Source organism: Acinetobacter sp. PFS20 (assembly GCF_052261015.1).
Classification (GTDB): Bacteria; Pseudomonadota; Gammaproteobacteria; order Pseudomonadales; family Moraxellaceae; genus Acinetobacter.
Genome location: NZ_JBPVZE010000001.1, coordinates 3044680 through 3070518, shown reverse-complemented (window position 1 = coordinate 3070518; position 25839 = coordinate 3044680). Strand labels below are relative to the sequence as shown.

At 39.1% G+C, this 25839-nt stretch carries 25 protein-coding genes; 21 read left to right on the top strand and 4 right to left on the bottom strand.

Annotated features, from left to right (window positions below):
- The first annotated feature begins 64 nt into the window (after positions 1 to 64).
- Genes ACS125_RS14415 through ACS125_RS14405 form a run of 3 tightly spaced genes read left to right on the top strand, consistent with a single transcriptional unit; the run spans position 65 to position 2341 of the window.
- Complete coding sequence (locus ACS125_RS14415; RefSeq protein ID WP_151962978.1) at positions 65 to 472, top strand: nuclear transport factor 2 family protein; 408 nt, start codon at positions 65 to 67, stop codon at positions 470 to 472.
- 38 nt (positions 473 to 510) lie between these two features.
- Positions 511 to 1227, top strand: a complete 717-nt coding sequence (locus ACS125_RS14410; protein WP_443272909.1) for an SGNH/GDSL hydrolase family protein — start codon at positions 511 to 513, stop codon at positions 1225 to 1227.
- A gap of 19 nt (positions 1228 to 1246) precedes the next feature.
- Complete coding sequence (locus tag ACS125_RS14405; protein WP_443272907.1) at positions 1247 to 2341, top strand: alpha/beta fold hydrolase; 1095 nt, start codon at positions 1247 to 1249, stop codon at positions 2339 to 2341.
- 63 nt (positions 2342 to 2404) lie between these two features.
- Here the strand turns inward: ACS125_RS14405 and ACS125_RS14400 are convergent, their stop codons facing one another.
- Both ACS125_RS14400 and ACS125_RS14395 read right to left on the bottom strand, forming a co-directional pair.
- Complete coding sequence (locus tag ACS125_RS14400) at positions 2405 to 3250, bottom strand: metal-dependent hydrolase (protein WP_217487284.1); 846 nt, start codon at positions 3248 to 3250, stop codon at positions 2405 to 2407.
- Positions 3251 to 3493: 243 nt separating this feature from the next.
- Positions 3494 to 3967: an internalin gene (locus ACS125_RS14395; RefSeq protein WP_443272904.1), complete on the bottom strand. Its 474-nt coding sequence runs from the start codon at positions 3965 to 3967 to the stop codon at positions 3494 to 3496.
- Between the two features lie 223 nt (positions 3968 to 4190).
- On the opposite strand from ACS125_RS14395, the gene ACS125_RS14390 reads away from it, so the two are divergent.
- The 3 genes from ACS125_RS14390 (at position 4191) to eno (ending at position 8067) form a co-directional block, all read left to right on the top strand.
- On the top strand, positions 4191 to 5828 hold the full coding sequence (locus tag ACS125_RS14390; protein ID WP_004792002.1) for a CTP synthase: 1638 nt from the start codon (positions 4191 to 4193) through the stop codon (positions 5826 to 5828).
- 30 nt (positions 5829 to 5858) lie between these two features.
- Positions 5859 to 6716, top strand: coding sequence for a 3-deoxy-8-phosphooctulonate synthase (gene kdsA / locus ACS125_RS14385; protein ID WP_003652054.1), 858 nt, complete (start codon positions 5859 to 5861; stop codon positions 6714 to 6716).
- Between the two features lie 61 nt (positions 6717 to 6777).
- Entirely contained in the window at positions 6778 to 8067 is a 1290-nt protein-coding gene (eno, locus tag ACS125_RS14380; protein ID WP_004792004.1) for a phosphopyruvate hydratase, read from the top strand.
- A 76-nt stretch (positions 8068 to 8143) separates the two neighbouring features.
- Here the strand turns inward: eno and ACS125_RS14375 are convergent, their stop codons facing one another.
- Together ACS125_RS14375 and ACS125_RS14370 are read right to left on the bottom strand one after the other, a co-directional pair.
- The gene (locus ACS125_RS14375; RefSeq protein WP_004792006.1) at positions 8144 to 8821 is read right to left on the bottom strand and encodes a DUF421 domain-containing protein; all 678 of its coding nucleotides are present in this window, start codon (positions 8819 to 8821) and stop codon (positions 8144 to 8146) included.
- A gap of 308 nt (positions 8822 to 9129) precedes the next feature.
- Positions 9130 to 9810 (bottom strand): hypothetical protein, encoded by a 681-nt coding sequence (locus ACS125_RS14370; RefSeq protein ID WP_443272900.1) that lies wholly within the window; start codon positions 9808 to 9810, stop codon positions 9130 to 9132.
- Positions 9811 to 10179: 369 nt separating this feature from the next.
- Here ACS125_RS14370 and ACS125_RS14365 point away from each other — a divergent pair, with 369 nt between their 5' ends.
- The 15 genes from ACS125_RS14365 (at position 10180) to ACS125_RS14295 (ending at position 25776) form a co-directional block, all read left to right on the top strand.
- Positions 10180 to 12372 carry a TonB-dependent siderophore receptor gene (locus ACS125_RS14365; protein WP_443272898.1) on the top strand — a complete coding sequence of 731 codons (2193 nt, stop codon included), beginning with the start codon at positions 10180 to 10182 and terminating at the stop codon, positions 12370 to 12372.
- 315 nt (positions 12373 to 12687) lie between these two features.
- Positions 12688 to 13077, top strand: coding sequence for a cell division protein FtsB (ftsB, locus tag ACS125_RS14360; RefSeq protein WP_004643028.1), 390 nt, complete (start codon positions 12688 to 12690; stop codon positions 13075 to 13077).
- Positions 13043 to 13759, top strand: a complete 717-nt coding sequence (gene ispD, locus ACS125_RS14355) for a 2-C-methyl-D-erythritol 4-phosphate cytidylyltransferase (RefSeq protein ID WP_238611511.1) — start codon at positions 13043 to 13045, stop codon at positions 13757 to 13759. Before ftsB ends, ispD begins: the two co-directional genes overlap by 35 nt.
- A gap of 340 nt (positions 13760 to 14099) precedes the next feature.
- Positions 14100 to 14771, top strand: a complete 672-nt coding sequence (locus ACS125_RS14350) for a 3-oxoacid CoA-transferase subunit A (RefSeq protein ID WP_443272895.1) — start codon at positions 14100 to 14102, stop codon at positions 14769 to 14771.
- 18 nt (positions 14772 to 14789) lie between these two features.
- Positions 14790 to 15458, top strand: a complete 669-nt coding sequence (locus ACS125_RS14345) for a 3-oxoacid CoA-transferase subunit B (RefSeq protein WP_443272893.1) — start codon at positions 14790 to 14792, stop codon at positions 15456 to 15458.
- The gene (pcaF, locus tag ACS125_RS14340; RefSeq protein WP_443272891.1) at positions 15455 to 16666 is read left to right on the top strand and encodes a 3-oxoadipyl-CoA thiolase; all 1212 of its coding nucleotides are present in this window, start codon (positions 15455 to 15457) and stop codon (positions 16664 to 16666) included. Before ACS125_RS14345 ends, pcaF begins: the two co-directional genes overlap by 4 nt.
- 2 nt (positions 16667 to 16668) lie before the next feature.
- Positions 16669 to 18027: a 3-carboxy-cis,cis-muconate cycloisomerase gene (gene pcaB / locus ACS125_RS14335; RefSeq protein WP_443272889.1), complete on the top strand. Its 1359-nt coding sequence runs from the start codon at positions 16669 to 16671 to the stop codon at positions 18025 to 18027.
- Positions 18024 to 18809, top strand: a complete 786-nt coding sequence (gene pcaD, locus ACS125_RS14330; protein WP_216984962.1) for a 3-oxoadipate enol-lactonase — start codon at positions 18024 to 18026, stop codon at positions 18807 to 18809. Before pcaB ends, pcaD begins: the two co-directional genes overlap by 4 nt.
- Before the next feature lie 42 nt (positions 18810 to 18851).
- On the top strand, positions 18852 to 20207 hold the full coding sequence (locus ACS125_RS14325; RefSeq protein ID WP_443272887.1) for an MFS transporter: 1356 nt from the start codon (positions 18852 to 18854) through the stop codon (positions 20205 to 20207).
- Positions 20208 to 20222: 15 nt separating this feature from the next.
- The gene (pcaC, locus tag ACS125_RS14320) at positions 20223 to 20636 is read left to right on the top strand and encodes a 4-carboxymuconolactone decarboxylase (RefSeq protein WP_005306044.1); all 414 of its coding nucleotides are present in this window, start codon (positions 20223 to 20225) and stop codon (positions 20634 to 20636) included.
- A 10-nt stretch (positions 20637 to 20646) separates the two neighbouring features.
- Complete coding sequence (gene pcaH, locus ACS125_RS14315) at positions 20647 to 21372, top strand: protocatechuate 3,4-dioxygenase subunit beta (protein ID WP_016137964.1); 726 nt, start codon at positions 20647 to 20649, stop codon at positions 21370 to 21372.
- 14 nt (positions 21373 to 21386) lie between these two features.
- On the top strand, positions 21387 to 22016 hold the full coding sequence (pcaG, locus tag ACS125_RS14310; RefSeq protein ID WP_443272884.1) for a protocatechuate 3,4-dioxygenase subunit alpha: 630 nt from the start codon (positions 21387 to 21389) through the stop codon (positions 22014 to 22016).
- Between the two features lie 69 nt (positions 22017 to 22085).
- Positions 22086 to 22913: a type I 3-dehydroquinate dehydratase gene (gene aroD / locus ACS125_RS14305; RefSeq protein WP_443273993.1), complete on the top strand. Its 828-nt coding sequence runs from the start codon at positions 22086 to 22088 to the stop codon at positions 22911 to 22913.
- Between the two features lie 19 nt (positions 22914 to 22932).
- The gene (locus tag ACS125_RS14300; protein ID WP_443272882.1) at positions 22933 to 24387 is read left to right on the top strand and encodes a NosD domain-containing protein; all 1455 of its coding nucleotides are present in this window, start codon (positions 22933 to 22935) and stop codon (positions 24385 to 24387) included.
- Between the two features lie 69 nt (positions 24388 to 24456).
- Positions 24457 to 25776, top strand: coding sequence for a carbohydrate porin (locus ACS125_RS14295; protein WP_238611504.1), 1320 nt, complete (start codon positions 24457 to 24459; stop codon positions 25774 to 25776).
- The last annotated feature ends 63 nt before the right edge of the window (positions 25777 to 25839 follow it).

Genomic DNA, 25839 nt, shown 5'->3' with positions numbered 1-25839 from the left:
TGGGCATTTCTTTTAAAGAGAAATGTCCATTAATTCACTCGTCAAATTATAGGATAAAAAAACAATGACACTTGAAACTATAAAACAGTCTTTAGAAAAATGGCATCAAATGGTTCAGGCCGGTAATTTGTCAGATCTAAATGATTTGCTGGCAGATGACGTAGTTTTTCGTTCACCAGTTGCCTATAAACCTTATGAAGGAAAGCAGGTCGTTTTCTTCATTCTTACCAATGTCATCCAAGTGTTCGAAAACTTTACTTATCATCGTGAGTTTTATACTGAAGATGGCGAGAATGTAGTGCTTGAATTTAGTGCCAATGTTAGTGGCAAGTCATTAAAAGGTATTGATATGATTCGTTTTAATGAACAAGGCAAAATTGTTGATTTTGAAGTAATGATTCGTCCAATGAGTGGCTTAGCTGCGCTGGCTGAACAAATGGGTATAAGAATTGCCAAGTTTCAACCACAATAATTTTAGTAAATAGCCTAAGTACGATAGAGGTTAATATAATGTGGTTAAAACTTTCAACTTTAGCATTGTTACCTGTACTGTTTGTGCAGGGAACAAAGGTTCGTAAGAATACACCACGCTTGCTAGAAGCCAGTGGTGAAAGAGAAGGCATGGTTGGCAAGGGCAGACCATTATCTCTGCTTATTTTAGGAGACTCTGCCGCAGCGGGAGTTGGTGTTGAAACACAACAAAATGCTTTATCTGGCGCAATTATTTCTGAGTTACAAGATCAATATTTGCTAAGTTGGAAGCTTCATGCAAAAACAGGTGATACTACTAAGCAGGTTTTTCAAGCTTTACAATATTTAGAGCCGCAAAATTATGATGTTGTTGTTACATCTATTGGCGTTAATGATGTGACAAAATTAACGTCAGCAAATTCATGGATAAAACAACAAAAGCAATTATTTGAATATATACAAGCACGTTTTCAGCCTAAACTCATCATTGTTTCAGGCGTTCCGCCCATGCAACATTTTCCAGCTTTACCCAATCCATTGGCTTGGTTGTTTGGAAAATATGCGGAGCAAATGAATCAAGTATTATATAAATGGGTAGAAGCACAAAACCAATTTAAATTCATTCAATATGATATTGAAAGTTTTCAAGCTTTGAATCTGCCTATGGCAAGTGATGGCTTTCATCCAAGCAAAGAAATTTATGCAATTTGGGGACAGCAGGTTGCGGCATTAGTGCGGCAATCATTTAACTCATAATCAGAGGTCGTGATTGGATATGGGCATATCTACTTTAAATAAAATTAAAGCTTTCGGTTCAGAATTGTTTGACTCAGTACTCGGTGCTGAACAGCCAAAAATCTATTATGACCCACAAGGGAAAATTAAAGATGTTTTGGATAAGTTACCCCAACTTAAGCAGAAATATCGTCCTACACCATGGTTAACTAACAATCATGTCCATCTTTTGTACTTTGATATTATTAGAAAAAAAACCATTAAACTTGAATATGATCGAATTGATCAGCTCACCATGAAAGATGGTGGCGTAACTGCCATCGCGTGGTATGGGTATGATCTCCCTGCAGATACTCCCACAGTGGTTATCATGCACACCATTACAGGGACACCTGAAAGTATGCGTGAATTAGTGAGAGATATTCATCAATATACGGGATGGAGAATAGCACTATGCTTACGCCGTGGGCATGCGGGTTTACCTATGCCTGTACCACAGATTTCTCTTTTCGGATCAACCAGTGATCTTAAAGAGCAGCTTACGCATATTCAAAATTTGTTTCCTGAATCTGATTTGTACGCAGTCGGGTCTTCTGCTGGCACAGGATTGTTAGTTCGTTATTTGGGTGAGCAAGGCTCTGACACACCATTTAAAGCTGCTTTTGCAATGTGTCCAGGCTACAATACTGAGATTGGCTTTAAAAATGTTCACCCGTTTTATAGCAAAATGATGACCAAAAAGTTGTTCAAATATTTTATTCATCCTTATCAAAGTACTTGGAACCAGGTTACTTCTTTAGAAAAAGTTCTTGCAACGACTAGTCTCGAAGAGTTTGAAAAAGAATACTTTGAAATGGCAGGCTTTCAGGACTATCAAAGTTATTGTCAGGCAATTAATCCAATTTATGTATTTGAAAATGTCAAAATTCCATTAATGATTCTTAATGCTGAAGATGATCCAGTATGTTCTATTAAAAATTTAGAGCCGTATAAAGAAACTATTCAGCAAATGAGTAATATTGCAGTGGTAACCACTAAAAAGGGAAGTCATTGTGGTTTTTACGAAGGTTGGAAAAGTACTTCATGGGCAGCCAAATTAATATCGAATTATTTTATGGTTGACCATAAACAGTGATCGTGTTGCCGTAATTGATTAAATAAAGCCCATTCAATAGATGGGCTTTATGATTTTATTGGTTCAGGATAAAAGTAATTTTGAATTTTTTAGTCCAATTTTGATTTTAGTGCTGGCAACCAGATCTTTTTCGTCAGTTTGGTTAGGATGAAAATCAAAGCGATAATAGTCAAAAAATTTCGGAGTTAAAACTTTATATTGTGTTGTCATAAAACCAAGAAACTTACGCCAAGATTTAAAATTAAGTAGTTGACGATCACGTTTCATAAGAACGAATTGATAGATTGTTGAGAAGCCAGTAATTAAAAATAAACTTAAAGTAAAGACGGTGATACGTGGGAGATATGCACTTAGCCCACTTCCATACAAGTGTTCATAAAGGTCAAAGGCCACAGCTTTATGCTCAGTTTCTTCAATACTATGCCATAACCATAAGTTACGAATAGTTGAGTCAGTCATCAGTTCATTAACAGACTGCATCATGCTTACTACAAGTACAGCGGTGTAGTGTTCAAGGCCTACCGTCACAAGTAGGTTCCATTTTTTACTAAAAACTTTTTCAATACTCTTTAAAACAAGACCCGTTACTTTTTCTAAAGATTCTGGATCTAAACCATGTTGCTGTGCACTCACATGAAAAGCATGATGTTCTTTAGAGTGCATTGCTTCTTGACCAATAAAAGCACTAATTTCACGATCTAGAAGTTCATTCGACTTTGCTTTTGCACGTAATGCTCGAACTGAACGAACAAAATATGATTCACCCTCGGGGAACAATGTAGATAAACCCGTAAAATAATGTGTAAAAGTGGGTTCGTTATTACACCAATAGCGAGGTACATTTTCAAAATTATAGTCCATACGACGGACTGGAAATGAGGCAGGCACGCGATTTGATACGGTATTCATTTTAAGCTCCAATCTTCTTTTAATTGAAGTTCCAAAAAGGAACTTGATTAAAAATTACATATCAGAATAGGGAACGTCAATGCTTTTTCAAGTGAAAGAGGTAGGTTGTCCTAAATTGATATCTAGGAAAACTTTAAAGACAAATTGGAATGAAAAAGTAAAACTGATGAGTGAATTGATAATTTTAATAATATTTAAAAAGCCCAAATCAAGTGTTTAATTTGGGCATATTCATACGAGAACTTAGTTTTTAAGCGCTGGCGTAGCAGCAGCAATTGCAGCGGCAACAGCATCATCTTCAGTTTGAGATGGTTCTGCTGGCTTAGCAGGTTTTGACTGAGCTTTCTCAGGCTTTGGCTCTGCTTTTGGCTCAGGTTTAGGTTCTGGCTTAGGCTTCGGCTCTGCTTTAGGTTGTTCAGAAATAGTGGTTTGTGAATTTTGCTCAGAATTGGCAGGACGAGTTTCACGGCGAATTTCAGTTGTAGTATTCGCTGTTTCTTCGTGATGAACTTCGACTTGCGTTGGTTCCTGAGTTTGAGTTTCTTCAGTTTTAACACTTTCTAAAGACTCAAATTTTGCAGGTTCAGCAGGTTTAGGTTCTGAAACAGCAGTTTCAACCTTTTCTTGCTCTTCTTCTGGTGTTTCTTTTTTGACGCATGCGGTTAACAATAGTCCAGCCGCAATAGCAGCACAGATTAAAAGTTTTTTATTTACCATTGTCCTAAACAACATTTAATTGAGGAGCTCGCATTATAACAGCAAAAGAGAATGAAAAAATCATGTGAGATTGACCTAATTTTTTATTAAAAATGCTGATAGAATAGCCAGTTGTTTAATGATCTTTGAATTGGTGCGGTTTGACTTTGCTTTATAGGGGCAGAGTACAGTAAAATTGCCCAACATTGTAGGCCGATTTCGGCTTGATTGTACGAGAAACTTAATGACCCATTTTATTTTTGTTACTGGTGGTGTGGTTTCATCGCTAGGTAAAGGTATTTCTGCTGCTTCAGTTGCTGCACTTTTGGAAGCCCGTGGCTTAAAAGTCACAATGGTTAAAATGGATCCTTACATTAATGTCGATCCGGGGACAATGAGTCCTTTCCAACATGGTGAAGTTTTTGTCACAGAGGATGGTGCCGAAACTGATCTAGACTTGGGTTATTACGAACGTTTCTTACGTCGTGCGAAAATGACCAAATTGAATAACTTTACTAGTGGCCGTGTTTATCAAGATGTTTTAAATAAAGAACGTCGTGGTGACTACTTAGGCGGTACGGTTCAAGTTATTCCACATATTACAGATAACATTAAAGAACGCGTACTTCGCGCTGGTGAAGGTTACGACGTTGCAATCGTTGAGATTGGTGGTACGGTTGGTGATATCGAATCACTTCCATTTATGGAGTCAGTTCGTCAGTTAATGGTTGAGCTTGGTCATAAACGTACCATGCTTATGCATTTAACTTTGTTGCCATATATTAAATCGGCAGCAGAGCTTAAGACGAAGCCAACTCAGCATTCTGTAAAAGAATTACTTTCAATTGGTATTCAGCCAGATATCTTAATCTGCCGTACTGAATATGATGTAGATGTTGATACTAAACGCAAAATTGCATTGTTCACTAACGTGGAAGCACGTGCCGTTGTGGTATGTAAAGATGCGAAAACGATTTATCAAATTCCACGTACGTTCTATGAACAAAATGTTGATGACTTGATCTGTGAGCGCTTTGGATTTAATGATCTTCCAGAAGCAAACCTAGAAGATTGGGACAATGTAGTTGAAGCATTACTCAATCCTGAATACACTTTGCGTGTAGCTATGGTTGGTAAATATGTTGAATTACCAGATGCTTATAAATCTGTTAATGAAGCATTGTTACATGCAGGCATCAAAAACCGTGTAAAAGTACAGATTGACTATGTCAATGCTGAAGAGCTTGAAAGCCAAGACGTTTCTATTTTGCAAACTGCTGACGCAATCTTAGTCCCAGGTGGCTTTGGTGAGCGTGGTACTGAAGGCAAAATGAAAGCTATTCAATATGCACGTGAAAACAAAGTTCCATTCTTAGGTATTTGTTTAGGCATGCAATTGGCTGTAATCGAATATGCACGTCATGTTGCAGCAATGCCAGAAGCATCTTCTACAGAGTTTAACCGTTCTACCAAGTATCCATTGATTGGTTTAATTACTGAATGGTTAGATGAGCGTGGCGAGTTACAACAACGTAGCGTTGAGTCTGATTTAGGCGGCACTATGCGTTTGGGTGCACAAAAATCTGAATTGGTTGAAGGCACTAAAACACGTGAAGTCTATGGTAAAGCAGAAATTACTGAGCGTCATCGTCACCGTTATGAAATGAATAATCGTTTCATTGAGGCGATTGAACAAGCTGGTATGAAGATTTCTGGTTACTCTTCGGCACAACATTTGGTTGAAACTGTAGAAATTCCTGAACATCCTTGGTTTATTGCTGTACAATTCCACCCGGAATTTACAAGTTCACCACGTGATGGACATCCGTTATTTGCTAGTTTTATTGACGCTGCGAAAACACAGCATCAAAAAAGTAAATAATGCGATTTTAAATAAACTGGGAAAGTTTAAATGTCACAATTAAAACCACAAGAAGTTGTACGTTTAGGCGATATACAAATGGCAAATCATTTGCCATTTGTATTATTTGGCGGAATGAACGTACTTGAATCAAAAGACTTAGCTTTCGAAATTGCGGAAACTTATGTTGATATTTGCAAACGCTTAGACATTCCTTATGTATTTAAAGCGAGTTTCGATAAAGCAAATCGTTCTAGTCTGCATTCGTTCCGTGGTCCTGGACTTGAAAAAGGTATTGAATGGTTAGGCGATATTAAAAAACATTTTAATGTTCCTATCATTACCGATGTTCATGAGCCACACCAAGCTGAAGCAGTTGCAGAAGTAGCGGATATTATTCAGTTACCGGCTTTCTTAAGTCGCCAAACTGATCTTGTTGAAGCGATGGCAAAAACACAGGCTATTATTAACATTAAGAAAGCTCAGTTTTTAGCACCTCATGAAATGCGTCATATCCTGAATAAATGTTTAGAAGCAGGAAACGATAAACTAATTCTTTGTGAGCGCGGTTCAGCATTTGGCTATAACAACCTTGTTGTAGACATGCTTGGCTTTGACATCATGAAAGAAATGAATGTTCCTGTTTTCTTCGATGTAACACATGCGTTGCAAACTCCTGGTGGTCGTGCTGACTCGGCAGGTGGTCGTCGTGCTCAAATTACAACTTTAGCACGCGCTGGAATGGCAACAGGCTTGGCTGGATTGTTCTTGGAAGGTCATCCAGACCCAGAACATGCAAAATGCGATGGACCTTGTGCATTACGCATGTCGCAGCTTGAACCATTCTTGGCACAAATAAAAGAATTGGATACTTTGGTTAAAGGATTCAAAAAGTTAGACACCCATTGAGTTTTTACTCATTTACGCTGCTTTAATCGCAGCTCATATTCATTCAACAGAGGAATTGTTCATGAGCCAAATCGTTGACATCCGTGCACGTGAAATTTTGGACTCTCGTGGTAACCCAACCATCGAAGCAGACGTAATTTTAGAATCTGGGGTTGTTGGTCGTGCATGTGCACCATCTGGTGCTTCAACTGGTTCTCGTGAAGCTTTAGAACTACGTGACGGTGATAAATCACGTTACTTAGGTAAAGGCGTTAAAACTGCGGTTAACAACGTAAACACGATTATCCGTGACGCTTTAGTGGGCAAATCAGTATTTGAACAAAAAGACATCGATAATACGATGATCGAACTTGATGGTACTGAAAACAAAGAAAAATTGGGTGCAAATGCAACTTTGGCTGTGTCACTAGCTGTTGCACGCGCTGCTGCTGATGAAAAGAAAATTCCTCTTTTCCAATACATCGCTGACTTACGTGGTCAAACGATTTTAACTATGCCTGTACCAATGATGAACATCATCAATGGTGGTTCACATGCAGACAACAACGTTGATATTCAAGAGTTTATGATTGAGCCAGTTGGCTTCACTTCATTTGCTGAAGCATTACGTGCTGGTGCTGAAATCTTCCATTCACTAAAATCAGTTTTAAACAAAAAAGGTTTAAACACTGCTGTAGGTGATGAAGGTGGTTTTGCACCAAACTTGCGTTCAAACGAAGAAGCAATCACTGTTATTCTTGAAGCTATCGGTCAAACTGGTTACAAAGCTGGTTCTGATATTATGTTGGCGCTTGACTGTGCATCTTCAGAATTCTACAAAAATGGTCAATATGTTCTTGCGGGTGAAGGCAATAAAGCATTCACAAGCAACCAGTTCTCTGACTATTTAGCAGGTCTTGTAAACCAATATCCAATTATCTCAATTGAAGATGGTTTAGATGAATCTGATTGGGAAGGTTGGTCTTACTTGACATCTATCCTTGGCGATAAAATCCAATTGGTAGGTGATGACTTGTTCGTTACAAACCCTAAGATTTTACAACGTGGTATTAATGAGAAAGTAGGTAACTCTATCTTAATCAAATACAACCAAATTGGTACGTTGACTGAAACTCTTGATGCAATTTACCTTGCTAAAGAAAATGGTTACACGACTGTAATTTCTCACCGTTCTGGCGAAACCGAAGATTCAACTATTGCTGACTTGGCAGTAGGTACAGCAGCTGGCCAGATTAAGACTGGTTCACTTTGCCGTTCTGACCGTGTTTCTAAGTACAACCAATTACTTCGTATTGAAGAATTGACTAAAGCTGCTTACCGCGGTAAAGCTGAGTTTAAAGGTTTAAACTAATCTTTAAATAAAAAGTTAAAATTAGTTTTTTAACATTTTAAGGTGCTATTTTTAATAGAAAATAGCACCTTTTTTATTAACCTAGGCGACGGGTTTTTAATGACTTAGCCCAACTATGGTGTTTGCAACGAGAACATTCTTGATCGAGTGTATTTAGAATTTTAGTTTCACCACATTTCATGCATGAATAAAAAGTATTGATTTTAAGTACGTCAGCTTTGCAATAAGCATCTGGGAATAGGGGGAGTCCCCATTTTACCTCTTCATCTTCATAGTAAAGTAAACTCAGGATACCGTCAGACTCCAATAAAGCTGTTCTCACTTGCCCAAGATGTTCAACATTTTGTTGGCGCATCTCTGAGAAAAACTCATCATGTGAATATGATTGTTTCTGGAAATCTTTGTAAACTAAAAGTCCATCTTTGACTACACAGAGAGCTCTTCCTTCCAACAGGTCTTCAATTTTTTTATTCTTCACCATGGCCCAGGTTACAAGTCGGTAAAGAAAAAGAATAGCCGTAAAAGCCACTAAAGCATGGGCAATAGGTAAGTCCTTAGTGAACATCGGGTCACCAGCGGCTGAACCTAAACATAAAATAATGGCAAGTTCAAAAAGTGAAAGCTGCCGAATACCACGTTTACCTGATAGTCTTAAGAAACTAATAATAATGATAAACATGACGAAACAGCGAACTAAAATTTCTAAAACAAACTTCCAAGTCGTATCGCCGATGAAAATATTAAAAAAATCCATTTTTTTCTCCTTATTAAAATAGTTAGAAGAAATCCTTGTAAAATTTTTACCAAAGTAAAAAATAAAAAAATATACATTTTAAGTAGTTATTAGTTAAAAATTAGAAATATATGTGATTTTGTATGAATCTCACGTTTAAAAAAAGATTTATGAAGGAGGCTGTAAAGTTGTGCGAGATAATAGTTGCAAGAGAGTGGGAGACGCATTAGAAACTATATTCCAAAGCGTGCTTACTTATTGTTAAATAAATTAAGCGGAATAACGGTGCAAGCTATAAATATGGTAGATCATAAGAATAAGAAGATAGATTAATGACAATCAGAGGTATAAGGGATCGCGTCTAAACGTGTCTGAAAAATAGAAGAGTTCATAACGTTTTCATACATTTGCTGATATGTTTTTTTGTGATCTTCTATGTTGTGATAATCGATAATTTCTTGGAGTTTATCTTTATATTCTATATGCCCAGCATGGAACATTGCTGCGTAGTGACCCCATAAAGCATATTGATATCTCAAAGCAGCTTTGGGGATTAAATTTATCTCATTTAAGTAATTATTAGCGGTTTTTTCATAACATGCTTTTATTTCATGTGCATCTTTTTTCATTTTACTCAAGAAAATACATTGCATCTCTTGTAGCTTTGAACTTTCTGTTTTAGCGAGTATTTTTTCTGTGACGATATAAGCCTCATTTAGACAACCTAAATGTACAAGTATTTTACGTTTAGTTTTTAAAATATTTAAGTTGTCATCACTAGATGGCATTTTTTTTAATAAATTTTTTAATTTTAAATGAGCTGTGGTTTGGTCTTGATTAGTACCTAGTTTATAAATAATATCATTATATTCATATATATAAGAGTTAATTGGTTTATATTGTTTTTGAATATCCTCCATATAAATTATTTTTGATGGACTATCATCTGTAGGATTATTACAAGCGCTTAAACCTATGCTTACTAAAGAAAATACTAAAATTTTATACACTACAACTTATACCTTTATTCTCTTTTATGAGATTTGAGAAGAATAATAAAATATAAAAAAAATACTGTTTAGTTTGTTATTTTTGAGTTAGTCCAAAGACTGTTCTTAACATTGTATTCATTAATTTGAGGGGTAATAAATTTAAAAGATCTTGTAATTAAGCAAGATTGTTAGGGAATAAGGGATATAAATAATTAGAACTATTGATAATTCGTTCTAAACAAATAATAATAATTATTAACTTAAAGTTGATAACAATTATCATTCGTGTTAATTTTTGTGCCGAACTTTTACTACTGTGTAACAAGGAACAAGGTAGTGGAAGGCTAAAAATATGGTTCAGCACATTGGTTATTATGGAATTTTCTTATGTACAATCCGCTCTTTAGAAAAGCATTTAGAGTTCACCCTTTAGCACTTTCTATGGCTTTAACGGTACCTTCATTTGTTTATGCAGAACAAACCGAAACAACCACTTTAGCAACGATAAAAGTACAAGCAGAACAAGAAAATCCGGCCGTTACTGAAGGTTCAGGGAGCTATACAGCAAAAAGCACAAATACTTCAACAAAATTAAATTTATCACTTCGTGAAACACCTCAATCGGTCAAAGTTTTAACTCGTGAATATTTAGATGATCGAAAAATCGATTCTTTTCAAGATTTAATGAACAATATTACGGGTGTTTCAACTTCACGTACCGATGAGCGCCAAAAAGCTTATGCACGTGGTTTTGAGGTAGATTATTATTTGCTGGATGGAATGCCGAGTACAACCAACTTAAGTATAGGTGATCTTGATCTAGATATTTATGATCGTGTCGAAGTCGTTAAGGGGGCTAGTGGCTTAACTACAGGTGCGGGAAACCCCGCAATGGCTCTCAATATGATTCGTAAGCATGCTAATGCTAAAGAACTTACTGGCAATGTCAGTACATCATTAGGCTCATGGAACTCTTGGAGTAGCTCAGCAGATGTTTCCACGCCACTTAATGCAGATGGATCATTGCGTGGACGCATGTTTGTAAAACATTCTGATGAAAAATCATTTATGGATTTCTATGAGAAAGAACGCAATGTATTTTATGGTGCGGTTGATTATGATTTGAGTGATAAAACAAGCATGTCGCTTGGTGCAACTTATCAAGAGTTACATCGTGATGGTATCCGTTGGGGTGGTACACCTGCTTTTTATACTGATGGGACTCGTACCAATTTCTCTAGAAGTTTAACAGTAAGTGCACCTTGGACTTATTGGGATGTAAATACAACAGCAGTATTTGCAAACTTAAAGCAGAATTTATTTAATGACGTTAATTTAAATGTTGCTTATACCTTCCGTAAAGAAGATACAGCTTCTATGTTGTTATATACAGCTGGAAAAGTAGACAAGGCAACCAATACAAGTCCATTAGAAAATCCAAATGATAATCAGCTGAATAAAACTGATTATGTTTCTGTATATGGCGCAAAAGCTGCAAATGAAGAAAACAATATTGATGTTTTTATCAATGCTCCATTTACGCTTTTTAATCGTCCGCAAGAAATCATTATTGGTGGATCGTGGAATAAGAATGAAAAGACAAAAGATATTTTTGGTGGATCTAACACAAACCAAGACATTGAAAAGTATTTAGGTGGACCACTTAACTATAATGATATGGCTCAAGAGTTGCTTCAGCCTGTTGTTTTAAACGGTAAAAATGCGCTGAATGAAACCACACAAACTGCTGCTTATGTTGCTGGTAAATTTCAGATTCTGGATCCTTTGAAAATTATTGCTGGGGCACGTTTATCTAACTGGGAATATAAGTCTGAAAATGATAAAGGTAACCGTGAATTTAACAATGAATTAGCACCATATGTTGGCGCTATTTATGATTTTGCCCAAGATCATTCTGTGTATGCGAGTTATACAGAAATTTTTAAACCTCAAGAACGTAAAGATATAAATGATCAATATATAGATCCGATTACAGGTAAGAGTTATGAGGCTGGCTTAAAGAGCGAATGGTTTGGAGGGCGGTTAAATACAGCATTGTCAATATTCCGAATAGAACAATCTAATTTTGCTGAATCGATACCGGGAGTATTTATTGTTCGTAATGGTACACAAACTACAGAGCAGGCCTATCGCGCTGTAGATGGGGTTAAAAGTAAAGGTTTTGAGTTTGAAGCTGATGGCGAGATTAATGACAATTGGGGTATTAACTTTGGTATTGCTAATTTTGAAGCAAAAGATGCACAAGGCACAAAGGTTAATACGACAAACTCTCGAACAACCTCGAATCTATTTGTTAAGTACAAACTTGATCAATGGAGTGCAGGGCTTGGTTTAAATTATAAGAGTAAATACTATACGGGAAGTGGAAGCTCTCGTATTGAGCAAGATGCGTATGTTTTAGCAAGTGCGATGCTTGGCTATCAAGTGGATAAAAATATCAAACTTCAATTAAATATCGATAATATTTTTGATGAAAAATATTATGAAGGTATTGGTGCTAACTCAATGAATTGGGGCACACCAAGAAATGCAACGGTGAGTGTTCGTTATAATTTCTAATTATTGGCTCATTTAAGTCTCTATCGAAAAGTCCTCTTGTGAGGACTTTTTTCTATTTATTCAATATAATTTCTTGATACGCAGAATAGCTTTTATATACATAGAGTGATTTATAAGCAGTTGTACTTATAAATATGATTTCCCTTTCAAATTCCATTCATTTTTGACAAAATGAAACATGTCACAATGGTCAATTTAAAGTAACATGCGCATTAATAGTTTTGCACTGATTTTGCAGGAATTTTGCATGCTCTTTTTAAATTGTTATACAATACAAAAGCTTAATCAAAGTTTTTAATTAAAAATCTTAATGATATGTTAGAAGTATTTCGATCCACTTCAAGCAAACTGATATTGCTACTTGTTATTGTTTTAGTAGCTATCCTGCAATATCAATTTTGGTTAGGTGAGGGTGGCTATATCCCTCATCAAGCTCTCATGCAACAAATTCAGCAACAAGCTGAGGTAAATGAAGAGCTTAAAGAACGAAACCGTATTTTGGCAGCAGAGGTTTTTGACCTGAAAAATGGTACAGAAGCAATAGAAGAACATGCCCGCCTTGATCTTGGTTTGGTTAAACCTCACGAGACATTTGTTCAAATGAGTACGATCAGTACCCATTACAAACCTATTTATATTGACCCGAACGCTAAAGTTGATTTGGAAACGAATGAGACACCTGCATCCCCAGATATCCCAGACTAAATTGTGGGCAGTGATTCCAGCTGCAGGATCAGGAAGTCGTTTTTCTAAAACTGAATTGAAGCAGTATCAATATATTCAGAATAGAACTGTTTTAGAACATACGATTGGCCGTATAAGCCAACTTCCATTAAATGGTTATGTTTTGGCAATTGGTACACAAGATACCTTTGCCCAGACTCTAGCATTTCAAAATATAGATAAAGCGCATTTTTGCATTGGTGGAGCTGAGAGAGTCCATTCGGTTTTAAATGCGTTAAATCATCTTTTAACTTTTGCCGATGAAAATGATTGGGTACTTGTTCATGATGCTGCACGACCTTGTGTAACAATTGACTGTTTAAATACCCTTGTTCAAACAGCAGTTGAGTCAAATCATAGTGCTATTTTAGCGATTCCCGTTCGTGACACGTTAAAGCAGGTCGAAGTAAATAATCATATTAACAAAACGGTAAGCCGTGATTTCTTATGGCAAGCACAAACCCCTCAAATTGCGAAAATCGGTAAACTTAAAAAAGCAATTGAATATGCTTTAGAAAATAACGTCACTATTACCGATGAGGCAAGCGCACTCGAGTATATGGGTGAAACTGTACAGGTCGTAATGGGGCGTTCAGATAATATAAAAATTACCTATCCCGATGATTTAGAACTTGCACGTTTGATTCTGCAATCTCAGTCTTAATTCTATTATTTTTAACTTGCTTAAATGATTTGCTCATCTAAGCAAGTTTTCTACATATCTATTTATAACCACTCATATTCTTTTACATTGATAAGTTTTAGGATTTATCAAGATCGTACAAATATACTAGATAATGTTCGATCATCGAACAAAAAATATTTATACCGAACAAAACCATGATTTGATAACTAGATCAAATTACAAAAATTATCAAGAATGTTTAAAAGGAAATCTAAGGGAAACACTCGGGATTGAGTGAAATATCGATCTGTTCATTCTGCCTCTGTGTGCCTAAATCTCTTATCTATTCCTTCCTGAATGAGCACAATGGAGTTGTCTAATGATTGACAAAAGTAAGTCCTCTCTTAGCGAGGTACTATCGCAGATTAAAGATGGCGCGACCATTCTGATTGGTGGTTTTGGTACCGCAGGACAACCCGCTGAACTCATTGACGGACTAATTGAACTAGGTATTAAAGATTTAACCATTGTCAGCAACAATGCCGGTAACGGTGATTACGGTCTGGCGAAACTGCTTAAAGCTGGTTCGGTTAAAAAAGTGATTTGCTCTTTCCCACGTCAGTCTGACTCTTATGTGTTTGATGAACTGTACCGTGCCGGAAAGGTCGAGCTTGAAGTAGTGCCACAAGGCAATCTGGCTTGCCGTATTCAGGCAGCAGGAATGGGACTTGGCGCTGTGTTTACCCCAACAGGCTTTGGAACACTTTTAGCTGAAGGCAAAGAAACCCGAGAGATTGATGGGAAAGATTATGTGCTTGAATATCCGATCAAGGCGGACTTTGCCTTGATTAAAGCCTACAAGGGCGACCGCTGGGGCAATCTGATTTACCGTAAATCTGCACGTAACTTTGGCCCGATCATGGCGATGGCTGCTGATGTCACCATTGCTCAGGTGTCTGAAGTGGTTGAGCTAGGTGGATTAGACCCGGAACACATCATCACCCCAGGTATCTTTGTACAGCATGTTGTACAAGTCGCACCCGCACAGTAAGCAATAAGGAGAAATAACATGAGCTACCAGAAACTCAGCCGTGACCAGATTGCAAAGCGTGTGGCACAAGATATTCCAGATGGTGCCTATGTGAACTTGGGTATTGGTTTACCAACCAAGATTGCAAGCTACTTACCGAACGACAAAGACATTTTCCTTCATTCTGAAAATGGTTTGTTGGCTTTTGGTCCACCGCCAGCGGCGGGTGAAGAAGACCCTGAACTGATTAATGCGGGTAAAGAGTTTGTAACCATGCTTGAAGGCGGCAGCTTTTTCCACCATGGCGACTCATTTGCGATGATGCGTGGAGGTCACCTTGATATTGCCGTGCTTGGCGCCTTTCAGGTTGCAGCCAATGGTGACTTGGCGAACTGGCACACAGGTGCACCAGATGCGATTCCTGCTGTAGGCGGTGCGATGGATTTAGCGGTTGGTGCTAAAAAAGTATTTATCACCACAGACCATGTGACCAAACAAGGTGAACCGAAGATTGTGGCTGAGCTGAGCTATCCAGTAACTGGAAAAAACTGCGTTGACCGTATTTACACAGACCTGTGTGTGATTGATGTGACCCAAGATGGTTTAAAGGTACTTGAGAAAGTAGACGGTCTTAGCTTTGATGAGTTACAGGCTTTAACGGGTGCAACTTTGATTGATGCGACTCAAGGTAAGGAAGTAGGGAAATGACATTAAAAAACGCTTATATCATCGATGCCATCCGTACTCCATTCGGCCGTTATGCCGGTGGCCTTGCACCCGTCCGTGCCGATGACCTTGGCGCTGTTCCAATTAAAGCCCTCATGCAGCGTAACCCGAATGTAGATTGGGAACAGGTCGATGATGTGATCTATGGCTGTGCCAATCAGGCTGGTGAAGATAATCGTAATGTCGGCCGTATGTCAGCACTGCTTGCAGGTTTACCGTATCAAGTACCGGCAACCACCATTAACCGTTTGTGTGGTTCTTCACTCGATGCCATTGCTATTGCTGCCCGTGCTATTAAAGCTGGTGAAGCGAATTTGGTGATTGCCGGTGGTGTAGAAAGCATGAGCCGTGCACCTTATGTGATGGGTAAGTCCGACAGTGCTTTTGGCCGTAGCCAGAAGATTGAAGACACCACCATGGGTTGGCGTTTCATTAACCCTAAACTTAAAGAATTATATGGTGTAGATACCATGCCCCAGACTGCCGAAAACGTGGCTGAACAGTTCAACGTTAATCGTGTAGATCAGGACCAGTTTGCCTTGGTGAGCCAACAACGCACCGCAAGCGCGCAAGCCAAAGGCTTTTTTTCTAAAGAAATCGTGGCAGTTGAAATCCCTCAGCGTAAGGGTGATGCTGTTGTGATTGATACTGATGAGCATCCACGTGCATCAACCACGCTTGAAGCTTTAAGCAAACTTAAACCTGTTGTCAAAGCAGATGGTTCTGTGACTGCGGGGAATGCTTCAGGTATTAACGATGGTGCAGCCGCTCTGCTGATTGCTTCTGATGATGCAGTTCAGGCCTACAACCTAAAACCACGTGCCAAGATCATTGCTTCAACAGCAGTGGGTGTAGAACCACGTATTATGGGTTTTGCTCCAGCGCCAGCCATTAAAAAACTACTTAAACAAGTCAACCTGACTTTAGAGCAGATGGATGTAATTGAGCTGAATGAAGCCTTTGCTGCACAGGCTTTGGCAGTCACCCGTCATTTAGGCTTGCTAGACGACAGCAACAAGGTAAATCCAAACGGTGGTGCCATTGCTTTGGGTCATCCGCTTGGTGCATCAGGCGCACGCCTCGTGACTACAGCCTTAAACCAGCTTGAACAAACAGGTGGTCGTTATGCCTTGTGTTCAATGTGTATTGGTGTAGGCCAAGGGATTGCTTTGATTATTGAGAGAGTCTAATTATGAGCCAGTTATATGCCAGCTTGTTTTATCAAAAAGACGTCACTGACATTTTTAGTGACTCATCTTTAATCACATACATGATTCAGGTTGAAGTTGCGTTAGCGCAAGCACAGGCAAAAGTTGGCGTGATTCCTCAAAATGCAGCTAATACCATTGCCCAAGTAGCTGAGCAGGCATTAGATAAGTTTGATTTTTCAGCTTTGGCTGTAGCAACTGGCTTAGCTGGAAATATTGCAATTCCATTTGTAAAACAACTTACAGCAATTGTTAAAGATGTTGATGAAGATGCTTCTCGTTATGTGCATTGGGGTGCAACCAGTCAGGATATTTTAGATACAGCTTGTATTTTGCAATGCCGTGATGCGTTGAATATTGTGGAAGCACAACTTAAACAATGCTATGCGAGTGCGTTAGAACAAGCTAAGCAATATCGTCATCAAGTCATGATTGGGCGTACATGGTTGCAGCAGGCTTTGCCAATTACTTTAGGACATAAGCTTGCTCGTTGGGCTTCTGCTTTTAAACGTGATTTAGACCGTATCCAAGCAATGAAATCACGTGTACTTACTGCTCAGTTAGGTGGAGCTGTGGGTTCACTGGCTTCTTTGCAAGATCAAGGTTCACTTGTGGTAAATGCATTTGCTCAGCAATTGAATCTGACTGTACCGACAAGCACATGGCATGGTGAGCGCGACCGTATTGTAGAAATCGCCAGTGTGCTTGGCATGATTGTTGGGAATACAGGCAAGATGGCACGTGATTGGTCACTCATGATGCAAACTGAAATTGCAGAATTGTTTGAACCAACTGCAAAGGGTCGTGGTGGTTCATCAACCATGCCACATAAACGTAATCCAGTTGCAGCAGCTTCAGTACTTGCAGCAGCAAATCGTGTGCCAGCACTTATGTCTAGTATCTATCAAAGCATGGTGCAGGAACATGAGCGTAGCTTAGGCGCATGGCATGCAGAATGGCTGGCAATCCCTGAAATTTTTCAGCTTTGTGCGGGTGCTTTAAGTCGCACTGGTGAAGTTTTACAAGGTTTCGAAGTTAATGCTGAGCATATGCAGCAGAACCTTGACTGTACCAACGGGTTGATTATGGCAGAAGCTGTGATGATGGCACTTGCTCCAAAAATTGGACGTTTAAATGCACATCATCTTGTTGAAGCAGCTTGTAAAACAGCCGTGGCTCAAAAGCAGCATTTATCTGAGGTTGTTAATCAGTTAGATGAAGTAAAAGAACATTTTAGTCAAACAGAAATTTTGGAAATATTTAAAGCAGAAAACTATTTGGGCAACATTCAAGCTCAAATTGATGCTGTTCTGCAAGAAGCACAAGGAGGAGACATAAAGTGAAACAGCTTATAACCAATCGACAAGGTAAACAGCTCGCTGTATATACCGACGGATTAAAAGATGCTCCAGCACTTGTGTTATCTAACTCGTTAGGAACAGATCATGGAATGTGGCAGCCACAAGTAGATGAGCTTAAAAGTCATTTTAATGTCATTACATACGACACACGTGGTCATGGCGAAAGTGATGTGATTGCTGAATCATCTTTACAAAATTTAGGTGAAGATGTTGCTGATATTTTAGATGCCTTAGATATTGAAAAAGCTCATTTTTGTGGCATTTCAATGGGTGGAATTACAGGGCTTTGGTTAGCTATCCATTACCCAGAGCGCTTTCTAAGCATTACTGTCGCAAATTCAGCGGCAAAAATTGGACAGGCTGAGGCATGGTTGAGTCGCGCAGAATCAGTAGAACAAAATGGACTGGCTGAATTGGTTAAAACCACGCATACACGTTGGTTTAGTGAAAAATTTGACTATCAACATAATGTGGTTGCACAAACGACCATTCAAAGTCTAGCAAACACACCAGCACAAGGTTATGCCAATGCGTGTCGTGCTTTAGCACATGCTGATTTACGAGATGAAATTACACAAATCCAAGTGCCGGTATTGCTCATTGCAGGAACGGCAGATCCAGTGACAACAGTGGCAGATGCTGAGTTTATGCAGAATGCTATTAAGAACAGTCAAATTGCTAAATTGGAAGCATCTCATCTTTCTAATATTGAGCAACCGCAAAGATTTACTCAGGAATTGACTAGGTTTATTCAGCAAATCTAATAGCTTAGTCGTTTAAAAGGAATTGGCCTTAAGGAGGCAAATATGGCGTCTCAGGATTACGCTGCACCAAATAAAAGTATCGATGCTCAAGCATTAATTAATGATGCTCCACTCAGTAAGTATCAATGGATGATCGCAATCATCTGTTTCTTAATTATTTTTACTGATGGTATCGATACTGCTGCAATGGGTTTTATCGCTCCAGCTTTGGCTCAAGACTGGGGTGTTGATCGCTCTCAGTTAGGCCCAGTGATGAGTGCTGCACTTGGTGGAATGATTATTGGAGCTTTGGTTTCTGGCCCAACAGCTGACCGTTTTGGACGAAAAATCGTTTTAGCTTTTTCGATGCTTGTGTTTGGCGGTTTTACTTTGGCGTCTGCTTATTCAACCAACTTAGATAGTCTTGTCGTTTTACGCTTTTTGACAGGTATTGGTTTGGGTGCAGCGATGCCAAATGCCACCACATTATTCTCTGAATACTGTCCAACACGCATCCGTTCACTGCTCGTGACATGTATGTTCTGTGGTTACAACTTAGGTATGGCAACAGGTGGCTTTATTAGTAGCTGGCTCATCCCGACCTACGGTTGGCACAGTCTATTTTTACTTGGCGGCTGGTCACCTTTGATCTTAATGGTTTTAGTGATTTTTGTCTTACCTGAGTCTTACCGCTTTTTAATTGTTAAAGGTAAGAACCCTGAAAAAGTACGCAAGATCTTAAATCATATCGCGCCAACTCAAGTTCAAAATGCGACTGCATTTCACGTACCTGAAGAGAAAACTGAAACAGCTCAAAAGAAAAATGTCTTTGGAATTATGTTTTCTAAACCATATGCAAAAGGAACACTTTTACTTTGGTTGACCTATTTCATGGGCTTAGTGGTTGTTTACTTGCTTACAAGCTGGTTACCGACACTCATGCGTGAAACAGGTGCTTCAATGGAGCGTGCTGCATTTATTGGTGGATTGTTCCAGTTCGGTGGTGTGGTAAGTGCGCTATTTATTGGTTGGGCGATGGACAAATTTAACCCGAACCGAGTCATTGCCATTTTCTACTTTGCTGCGGGTCTATTTGCGATTGCTGTGGGTCAAAGCTTAGGAAACTCAACATTGCTTGCTGTACTCGTTCTTTGCGCAGGTATCGCGATTAATGGTGCGCAATCTTCAATGCCAGCTTTAAGTGCTCGTTTCTATCCAACGCAGTGCCGTGCAACGGGTGTTTCTTGGATGACAGGTATTGGACGTTTCGGTGCGGTATTTGGTGCTTGGATTGGGGCTGTATTACTCGGCAATGATTGGTCCTTTACTGCCATTCTCAGTTTATTACTAATTCCAGCAACTGCTGCGGCTGTTGCTGTATTTGTTAAATCACTTGTTGCGCATACCGATGCAACTTAATAGAGGTCTATCACAATGAATGATGAACAACGCTATAAACAAGGCATTGAAGTTCGGACTGAAGTTTTAGGTGAAAAGCATGTTGGTCGGTCTTTGCAAAACTTAAATGACTTTAACCAAGATTTTCAAAACTTTATTAGCCGTTACGCATGGGGCGAGGTGTGGTCTCGTCCGGGCCTACCGCGTCATACACGTAGTTTAGTGACGATCGCAATTTTATTGGCACTTGGCCGTGAAGATGAACTGCGCATGCATTTACGTGCTTGCTTCAACAATGGTGTAACCAAAGAAGATTTAAAAGAGTTGATCTTACATAGCTCACTCTATGCAGGTTTACCTGCTGCAAATGCTGCAATGCATATGGCCGAAGAAGTCTTTAAAGAGTTGGGAATAGAAGTCAACTCAGTTGCAGCAAAAGAACAGGATTAAGGAGATAAAGATGTCACAACATAGCTGGGGTGCTTACGCCCAACGTAATACAGAAGACCATCCACCTGCATATGCGGAAGGTTATAAGACAAGTGTTTTACGTTCGCCAAAAAATGCATTGATTTCTATTAATGAGACTTTAACTGAAGTTACTTCACCGCATTTTTCTTCAAATTTGTTTGGCCCAAAAGATAATGATTTGATTTTGAACTATGCCAAAGATGGTTTACCAATTGGTGAGCGTGTCATTGTTCATGGTTATGTCCGTGACCAGTTTGGTCGTCCTGTAAAAAATGCACTTTTAGAAGTATGGCAAGCCAATGCTTCTGGTCGTTATCGCCATCCAAACGACAAATTTATTGGTGCAATGGACCCTAACTTCGGTGGTTGTGGTCGTACATTAACTGACGAAAATGGTTTTTATATCTTCCGTACCATTAAACCAGGCCCATATCCGTGGCGTAACCGTATTAATGAATGGCGCCCAGCTCATATTCACTTCTCTTTAATTGCTGATGGTTGGGCTCAGCGCCTAATTTCGCAGTTTTATTTTGAAGGCGATACGCTCATTGACACTTGCCCGATTTTAAAAACGATTCCTTCTGAAGATCAACGTCGTGCATTGATTGCACTAGAAGATAAAAACAACTTTATCGAAGCAGATAGCCGTTGTTACCGTTTTGACATCACTTTACGTGGACGTCGAGCGACTTACTTCGAAAATGATTTGACTTAATCGGGAGCACGAGCATGAATAACTGGAATTTTCAGGAATTAAAAGAAACTCCATCTCAAACAGGTGGTCCTTACGTTCACATTGGTTTGTTGCCACAACAAGCAAATATTGAAGTGTTTGAAAACAACTTTAATAACCAGTTAGTACAAGACCAAACCAAAGGCGAGCGTATTCGTCTTGAAGGTCAGGTATTTGACGGATTAGGTTTACCGCTGCGCGACGTGCTGATCGAAATTTGGCAAGCTGATGCGAATGGTATTTACCCAAGTCAGGCAGATACGCGTGAGCAAAAAGCTGATCCTGCATTTCAGGGTTGGGGCCGTACAGGTGCTGACTTTGAAACAGGTATCTGGAGCTTTAATACAATTAAGCCGGGTGCTACAGCAGGTCGCAAAGGTTCAACTCAGGCACCTCATATTGCATTAGTGATTTTCGCTCGCGGTATTAACTTAGGTCTTCACACACGTGTTTATTTTGAAGATGAAGCCAAAGCAAATGGCAATGATGCAATTCTAAATAGCATTGAGTGGGCACCGCGTCGTCAGACGCTTATTGCAAAACGCTTTGAAGAAAATGGTGAAATTGTTTACCGCTTTGATATTCGTATTCAAGGCGATAACGAAACAGTATTTTTTGATATTTAAGAAGCACCTAAGGCTACACATGATCGGCCATGGATGCGTGTAGCCTTTTTAAGGATGAATGATATGAACATGAAAACATTATTAAGCTTAAGTTTGCTTGCACTCCCATTTTTTACAGCACAGGCAAATGCTGAACCTGTTGCTTTAGCTACTCAAACACAACCTGCAACTACAGCTGTTAAAACGATTGTTCCGATTACAGCAAAAACTAAAGAACAAGCTTTAGCGCAAGCTCAAGTCATTGCAAATACAGCAGATGCTGATTTGGCAGAGTTCCGTATCGATTTACTCAGTTTTGCGAGTGATACAAAACAAGTGATTGCTTTGGGTCATGAATTGAAAAAGATATTAGGCAATAAGCCGATGATTGCCACAATTCGCACTAAAAACGAAGGTGGACAGCTTGAAATTAGTGATGCTGATTATGGCAAGACTTATCAGGCTTATTTAAAAAGTCCGTTCATGGACTGGTTGGATGTAGAAATGTTCCGTGATCAAAAAGTAGTTTCAGAGATTGTTCAAAAAGCACATCAAAAGAAAGTGTTAGTGGTGATGTCTAATCATGACTTTCAAAAAACACCAAGCCAAGATGAAATTGAAAAACGCTTGTTAAAACAAGACCAAATGGGCGCAGATATTCTCAAAATAGCAGTAATGCCAAAATCTAAACAAGACGTTTTCACTTTAATGAACGCAACTTTAAAAGTAAGTCAGCAAACCACTAAACCATTGTTAACGATGTCGATGGGACAACTTGGTACGATTTCTCGTGTTGCGACTGCCAATATGGGTGGAAGTTATAGTTTTGGCATGATTGGTGAAGCATCTGCACCGGGTCAAATTGATGTAACTAAGCTCAAACAGATTTTAAAAACCGTTCAACCAACAAACCCATAAATCATAAGGACATGATGAAATGAATACATTACGTTTAACTACTCTTGCATTAGGTTTGATGGTTTCAGGAATGGCTGCGGCACAAACTTATGTTGTTGACCGTTATCAGGATGATAGCAATAAAGGTTCTTTACGCTGGGCAATTGAACAAGCTAATGCAAATTCAAGCGAAGCAAGCGAGATCTTGATTCAGGCGGTAGGCAAAGCACCTTATGCGATTAAATTAAATAGTGCACTTCCTGAAATTAAAGCACCCGTCAAAATCATTGGTACCGTATGGGATAAAACTGGTGAATATATCGCAATTGATGGTTCAAACTATATTAAAGGCGAAGGGGCAAAAGCTTGCCCAGGTGCAAACCCTGAACAGTACGGAACTAATGTACGTACCATGACTTTACCGGGGTTGGTACTACGTGACGTTAACAATGTCACTTTAAAAGGTTTAGACATTCATCGTTTCTGTATTGGTGTTTTGGTTAACCGTTCAAGCAATAACCTTATTCAACATAACCGTATTAGTAATAACTATGGCGGTGCTGGTGTCATGCTTACTGGCGATGATGGGCAAGGTAACCCAACTGCAACCACGACCAATAACAACAAAGTTCTAGACAACATCTTCCAAGACAATGGTGATGGTCTAGAGATGACACGTGGTGCTGCGTTTAACTTAATTGCGAATAACCATTTTGTTTCAACGAAAGCAAACCCAGAGCCATCACAAGGTATTGAAATTTTGTGGGGCAATGACAATGCCGTAGTGGGTAATAAATTTGAAAACTATTCAGATGGCTTACAGATTAACTGGGGTAAGCGTAACTATATTGCCTATAACGAACTGACCAATAATTCGATTGGTTTTAACATGACGGGTGATGGAAACATTCTCGATAGCAATAAAGTGCATGGTAACCGTATTGGTGTTGCGATCAGGTCTGAAAAAGATGCAAACGCAAAAATTACTTTGACTAAAAACCTGATTTGGGACAATGGTAAAGATATTAAACGCTGTGAAGCTGGCGGTTCATGTGTACCTAATCAGCGTTTAGGAGCCATTGTATTTGGTGTGCCTGCACTTGAACACGAAGGTTTTGTCGGTTCTCGTGGTGGTGGTGTAGTTGTTGATCCATCTAAACAACAAAAAACATGTACGCAGCCAAACCAACAAAACTGTAATGCTCAGCCGAATCAGGGTATTAAAACACCTAAGTTAACCGCTAATAAAGGTTCAGTGGCTGTAGAAATTAATGGTTTACCAAACCAACGCTATCAAGTGGAGTTCTTTGGAAATCAAAATGCGGCATCAAAAGAAGCTGAGCAATATTTAGGAGCTGTTACCGTTGCTACAGATGCCGAAGGCAATGCAAAAGCGAATTGGAAGCCAACTGTAAAAGTTGCCTCAATTACAGCAAATGTAACTGATCGCTTTGGAGCGACGTCTGAACTTAGTTCGGCCGTACAAATTAAATAACAACAATAAGGGAAGCGCCTCAAACCGAGGCGCAGCATAGAAATATAGAAATGATAAAAGGGACTTGAAATGCCAAATGTAATGAAACTGAGTGTGTTAACAATCGCTGTAATAGGTAGCCAATTTGCGCTTGCGAATGAACCATGGTCACAAGACAGACAATGGTTGCTAGGTGATTGGAATGGTGAACGCCAACAGTTAGAACAACAGGGTTATAAATTTACAGCTTCTATCATGAGCCAAGCCGCCACAAATTTAGATGGTGGATACAACGACAGTAATACTTTTGAAAATGCTGCGCAGCTTTCTTTAGGTGCAAACTTCGATTTAGAAAAGATTGCTGGATGGAAAGATACAACAGCGAGCCTAGTCGTGACTAAACGTGACGGTAATGCACTTACGCTAGAACGTATTAAAGACCCACGTTCTAGCCAGTTAGGCAATGCTCAAGAAATTTATGGTCGAGGTAAAATCTGGCGTTTATCTCAAGCATGGGTGAAAAAAGGCTTTGCTGATAATACTGTACAGGTCAAATTTGGTCGTATGGGTATGTCAGAAGACTTTAATAGTTCTCAATGCGAGTTCCAGAATTTATTGCTTTGCGGTGGGCAGTTAGGAAAATCAATCGGTTCAATTTGGTACAACTCGCCAGTCGGTGTTTGGGCGACAAACGTTAAATATCAATTTGCCCCTGAGTGGACTCTGGGTGTTGGTGTGTATGAAGTAAACCCAGATAACATTAAAACCGAATCAAATAGTGATGGTTTTAATCTGGATATGAACAACGTGAAGGGTGCAACCATACCCGTTGAGCTTGCATGGAAACCAAAACTTGCTGCATTTAATGGCTTACCGGGTGAATATAAAGTAGGTGCGCTGTACTCAACCGCAGAAGCGAATGATATTAAAACTGCGGATAAAGTTCATGACGGGAAACAAAGTTTCTGGATTAATGCACAACAACAACTTACGCATAAAGGCGAAGACCCTAAGCGTGGTTTATATATCAGTGTGAACGGTGTGGTGAACGATAAAGCGACCACCTTTGTCCAAAGTACGCAACAACTTGCTCTTTGGTATAAGGGGCCATTTGATAGCCGTCCAAATGACTCGATTGGTTTTGGTATTGCCAATTATGTGGTCAATGATCGCGCTAAAGATAAGCAGATCGCAACAAACGAAAGTCGTGGATATTATAACTACGATGCACTTGCATCTGACTATATTCCAATTCAAGACGACGAACTAAATGTTGAGTTGAACTATACCTATCAATGGTCTCCGGCCGTTATGTTACGTCCAAACATTCAATATATCCATCAACCTGCTGGTGTAAAAGCAGTCGATGATGCTTGGGTCGCGGGCTTAAGTGTCAAAGTCAATTTTTAACAATATTGATGGCTGGTTAGACATGGTTTAACTGGCCCAAATGCTTGAACTATTGTGTTCAGT